Origin of the sequence: Sandarakinorhabdus oryzae (genome assembly GCF_009733735.1) — a bacterium.
Taxonomy (GTDB): domain Bacteria; phylum Pseudomonadota; class Alphaproteobacteria; order Sphingomonadales; family Sphingomonadaceae; genus Sandarakinorhabdus; species Sandarakinorhabdus oryzae.
The window spans coordinates 1-4,876 of the sequence record NZ_WNJP01000188.1; the positions used below are offsets into that span (position 1 = coordinate 1).

Consider the following 4,876-nt stretch of genomic DNA (forward strand, 5'->3'; position numbering starts at 1 on the left):
CCGGCGCGGTGGCCGGCAGCGCGGGCGTGTCGCCCACAGCCTCGGCCAGCAGTGCGTCCACCACCAGTTCGGCGTCGGCCACGGCAAAACCGAAGCGCCGCGATTGCTCGGCGGCAAAGGCATCGGCGAGTTCTGCCGGCGGGGCCAGCGGCAGGTCCACCCCGCTGTCCGACCCGGCATAGCGGATGCGCGCCTTCACCTGCACGCTCGCCGCGGCCTCGCCCTGGGCCAGCAGCGCGGCACGGGCCTGCTCGGCCAGTTCCGCCGCAGGCGCGGCCAGATCGGTGGCGGGGCCGAGCGGCCAGTTCAGCGTGCGCTGGCGCACCACCCGCACTTCGGCCAGGCCAATGCCGAAGGCGGAGAGCAGCCCAGCCAGCGGGTGGATGAGGATGCGCCGCATCCCCAGCTGGTCGGCGATGGCGCAGGCGTGCTGGCCCCCCGCACCACCAAAGCTGGTCAGCGTATAGGCCGCCGCGTCGTGCCCGCGCGCGATGGAGATGCGGCGGATGGCCTGGGCCATGGTCTCGACTGCGATCGCCCGGGCGCCGGCGGCCACCTGCTCCGGCGGCTGGCCAATGGCGGCGCCCAGTTCGGCAAAGCCGGCCCGCACCGCCTCGGCATCCAGCGGCTGGTCACCGCCAGGCCCGAACAGCGCCGGGAAATGCGCCGGCTGGACGATGCCGAGCATCACATTGGCATCGGTGATCGTCAGTGGCCCGCCACGGCGATAGGCAGCCGGGCCGGGCACGGCACCGGCGCTTTCCGGGCCCACCTTCAGGCGCCCGCCCGTGTGGCTGATGATCGAACCGCCGCCAGCGGCCACCGTGTCGATCTTCAGCATCGGCACGCGCATCGGCACCCCGGCGACGATCACCTCCTCGGCGCGTTCATATTGGCCGTCGAACAGCGAGACATCGGTGGAGGTGCCGCCCATGTCGAAGCCGATCAGTCGCGTCTCCCCCGCGCTGCGCCCGGCGGCCGCCATGCCGACAATGCCGCCGGCCGGGCCAGACAAGATGGCATCGCGGCCGTGGAAATGCCCGGCGCGGGCGAGGCCGCCGTTCGATTGCATGAAGGCGAGATTCACTCCTTCGAGCCCCGCCGCCACCCGGTTCACATAATCCCTGAGCGGCGGCGACAGATAGGCATCGACGACGGCGGTGTTGGCGCGCGGCACCAGCCGGATCACCGCGCCAACATCGTGGCTGGTCGTCACCTGGGTGAAACCGATGGCACGCGCGATCTCGGCCACGCGCGCCTCGTGCGCCGGGTGGGCGTGGCCGTGCAGGCAGGCGACGGCGAGACTGCGATAACCGGCGTCATACTGGGCCTTGAGCGCGGCCTGCGTCGTCGCCTCGTCAAGCGGGCGCAGCACCTCGCCCGCTGCCGTCACCCGCTCGTCAATCTCCACCACCGCGGCATAGAGCGGCGCGGGCTTCCGGATTTCCAAGGCGAAAATGTCGGGCCGGGCCTGGTGGCCAATCAGCAGCGCATCGCGGTGGCCGCGGGTGATGGCAAGCAATGTGGGCTGGCCGGTCCGTTCCAGCAGCGCATTGGTGGCAACGGTGGTGCCCATGCGCACCGCCTGGATCGGCGCGCTGTCGTCCCCGCGCAGGCGTGCGATGCCGGCCAGCGCCGCATCGTCATACTGCTCGGGCGCGTGGCTGAGCAGCTTGGCCGTCGCCAGCCCGCCATCGGGGCGCAACGCCACGATATCGGTGAAGGTGCCCCCGCGATCCACCCAGAATTGCCAGCCGGTCATTGGCTTGTGGTGGCGGGGCGGGGCAGGACGGTCAAGCGGAGAAAAGGCACCGCGCCCGCCGCCTGCCGCCCGGAAGCGCACCCGCCCTTGCCTCCCGAAGCCAAGCCGGATAGGCTGATGAGAACGTTATCAAGCCGGGTGCGCCGGCGGGGATTGGGGGGCAGCATGCGGATCGGCCGACACACTTGGGTGATGGTGGCGGCGCTGGCGCTGCTGGCGGGCTGCAGCGGGGGCGGCGGAGGTGCCATCGCTGCGCCGACGGCGTCGGCACCGGCCCCGACGCCTGCGCCAACTCCAACCCCAACTCCAACCCCGGCGCCCACCCTGCAATTGCTGTTTGCCGATGAATTCAACGCCGGCACGCTCGACCGCAGCAAGTGGAATGTCGAAGGCGCGGCTTTCTGGGTGAACAACGAGGTGCAGGCCTATCTCGACAGCCCGGAGACGATCAGCTTTGCCACGCCGGCGGGCGCCGATGGCGGCGCGCTGGTGCTGAAGCCGGTGTGGCGGCCCGGCTTTGCCACGCCCACCGGCCGGGTGACCGATTTCATCTCGGGGCGCATCAATACCGAAAATCGGGTGGAGGTGACCTATGGCAAGGTGGAAGCCCGCATCCGCATGCCCGACGCCACCGGCGTCTGGCCGGCCTTCTGGCTGCTCGGTTATGGCACCTGGCCCGACAGCGGCGAGATCGACATCATGGAAAATGTCGGCGACAAGGCCTGGACCAACGCCGCCATCCACGGCCCCGGCTATTCAGGTGACACGCCGCTCTACAAGCGCTTTGACTTCCCGGCCGGGGAGGATGTGACCGGCTGGCATGTCTATGCCGTCGAGCGCACGGCCGACGCGATCATCTTCACCGTCGATGGCCGCGAATATTATCGCGTCACCCGCGCCACGGTCGAACGCTATGGCCCATGGCGGTTTGACCGCAAACAATATGTGATCCTGAATTTTGCCATCGGCGGGATCTATCCCAACAAGGTCAACGGGGTGACCGCACCCTATTACGGCCTGCCGCAAGCCACGGTGGACAAGATCAAGGCCGGCACGGTGGCGATGGAGGTGGACTGGGTGAAGGTCTGGGAGCTGAAGTAGGAGGCCTCCGGCGGGCAGGGACTTAGTCCCTGCACCCGTTCGATCTGATGTGACCAAAATTCTCATCGTCACCCCGGCGGAAGCCGGGGCCCATCACCCATACGCCCCGACAGGCGCGCGTTTGGAGGTTATGGACGATGGGCCCCGGCTTTCGCCGGGGTGACGGGTTGGATGGGCGCGCATTTTGCAAATATGGGCCGGCCAATAATGAACGGGTGGAGGGACTGAGTCCGTGCCCGCCGGAGGCCTCCTTTTCACTTCTTTGGTGCGGCCAGCGCCTTCAAATCCGCCAGCAGGTCGAGCGCCTCGCGCGGCGTGATGTTGTCGGGATCGATCTGGCTGAGTTTCTCGCGCAGGTCGTCCTGGGTGGCGGCCTGGGGCGCGGCGAAGAGGGGCAGGGAGTCCACTCCGGCGGCGATGCCACCCGTCTGTTCGCGGCGGGTTTCGAGGCGGGCGAGGATGGCGCGGGCGCGGGTGAGGACGGGGCTGGGGATGCCGGCGAGGCGGGCGACGGCGAGGCCGTAGCTCTTGTCGGCAGCACCTGGGGCGACCTGGTGCAGGAAGACGAGATCGCCTTTCCATTCGCGCACCTTCACCGTGACGCTGGCCAGGCCGGCGAGCTTGGCGGTCAAGGGCACGAGTTCGTGATAGTGGGTGGCGAACAGGCAGCGGCACTGGAGATCGTCGTGCACAGCTTCGAGCACGGCCCAGGCGATGGCGAGGCCGTCGTAGGTGGAGGTGCCGCGGCCGACTTCATCGAGTATGACAAGGCTGCGGTTGGTTGCGCCGGTCAGGATCGCCGCCGTCTCGACCATTTCGACCATGAAGGTGGAGCGGCCCTCCGCCAGATCATCGGCGGCACCAACCCGGCTGTAGAGCCGGTCCACCACGCCGATGTGGGCTGCGGCCGCGGGCACGTAGCTGCCGGCCTGGGCGAGGACAGCGATCAGCGCGTTCTGGCGCAGGAAGGTGGATTTGCCCGCCATGTTGGGGCCGGTGACGAGCCAGACACGCCTGTCGGCCGACAGGTCGCAATCATTCGGCGTGAAGCGGGTGCCGGATTTGCGCACGGCGAGTTCGACGACCGGGTGACGGCCGGAGTCGATGTGGAAGGCGGTGCTGGCGTCCACGGTGGGTCGGCACCAGTTTTCGCTGGCGGCGAGTTCGGCCAGTGCGGCAGCGACGTCAAGCCTGGCCAGTGCGGCGGCGGTGGCGGCGATGCTGGCGGTGTGGGCCAGCGCCGTTTCGCGCAATTCTTCGAGATGCGCGGCTTCAGCGGCCAGCGCGTGATCGGCGGCTTGGGCGATCTTCGTACCGAGTTCGCCGAGTTCGGGGCTGGAGAAGCGGACGGCGCCGGCCATGGTCTGCCGGTGGATGAAGCCGCTGTCGGCGCGCAGCAGCGGGTCGGCGCGCTGGGCGGGGACTTCGATGTGATAGCCCAGCACATTGTTGTGGCGGATTTTCAGCGCGGTGATGCCGGTTTCGGCCTTCAGGCGGGTTTCGAGGCCGACGACTGCGCTGCGACCATCGCGGGCGGTGTCGCGCAAGGCATCGAGTGCCGCGTCAAAGCCAGGGCGGATGGCGCCGGGCAGTTCGAGGGGCGGTTCGTCGACGAGGGTCTGCGCGAGCTGGTCGATGAGCGCGCCGAGGCCGGTGGCGATGTTGCCGAGGGTTTCGCCGAGAAGCTCAGGCGGTTCGGGGCGGCCAGCCAGTGCCATTTTCAGCGCGGTGGCGCGGGCGAGGCCGGCGTGGAGCTGGCCAAGGTCGCGCGGGCTCCAGCGGCCGATGCTGAGCCGGGCCAGGGCGCGGGCGATGTCGGGCAGGCCGGCCAGCGTGTCGCGGGTGCCGACGCGGGTGAGCGGATCGGCGATGAACCAGCTGACCAAATCGAGCCGGGCGGTGATGGCTGCGGGATCGGTGAGCGGCGCGGCGATGTCCTGGCCGAGCAGCCGCGCGCCGGCGGCGGTGACGGTGCGATCGATGGCGGCTTCGAGGCTGTGGCGCGCGCCGGCG

General features: G+C 69.5%; 3 protein-coding genes. 1 reads left to right on the plus strand and 2 read right to left on the minus strand.

Annotated elements, in window-relative coordinates:
• On the minus strand, positions 1 to 1,762 hold a 1,762-nt coding region (locus tag GJ693_RS13760), incomplete at its 3' end, for a hydantoinase/oxoprolinase family protein (protein WP_328598841.1).
• Between the two features lie 165 nt (positions 1,763 to 1,927).
• On the opposite strand from GJ693_RS13760, the gene GJ693_RS13765 reads away from it, so the two are divergent.
• Positions 1,928 to 2,863 carry a glycoside hydrolase family 16 protein gene (locus GJ693_RS13765; protein WP_235902924.1) on the plus strand — a complete coding sequence of 312 codons (936 nt, stop codon included), beginning with the start codon at positions 1,928 to 1,930 and terminating at the stop codon, positions 2,861 to 2,863.
• Positions 2,864 to 3,117: 254 nt separating this feature from the next.
• Here the strand turns inward: GJ693_RS13765 and mutS are convergent.
• The coding region (gene mutS / locus GJ693_RS13770; RefSeq protein WP_156256850.1) for a DNA mismatch repair protein MutS at positions 3,118 to 4,876 on the minus strand (1,759 nt) is incomplete at its 5' end.

What these genes read in the sequence shown, in the direction of transcription:
- GJ693_RS13765 (WP_235902924.1), top strand. Translation starts at nt 1,928, where the DNA reads ATGCGGATCGGCCGACACACTTGGGTGATGGTGGCGGCGCTGGCGCTG.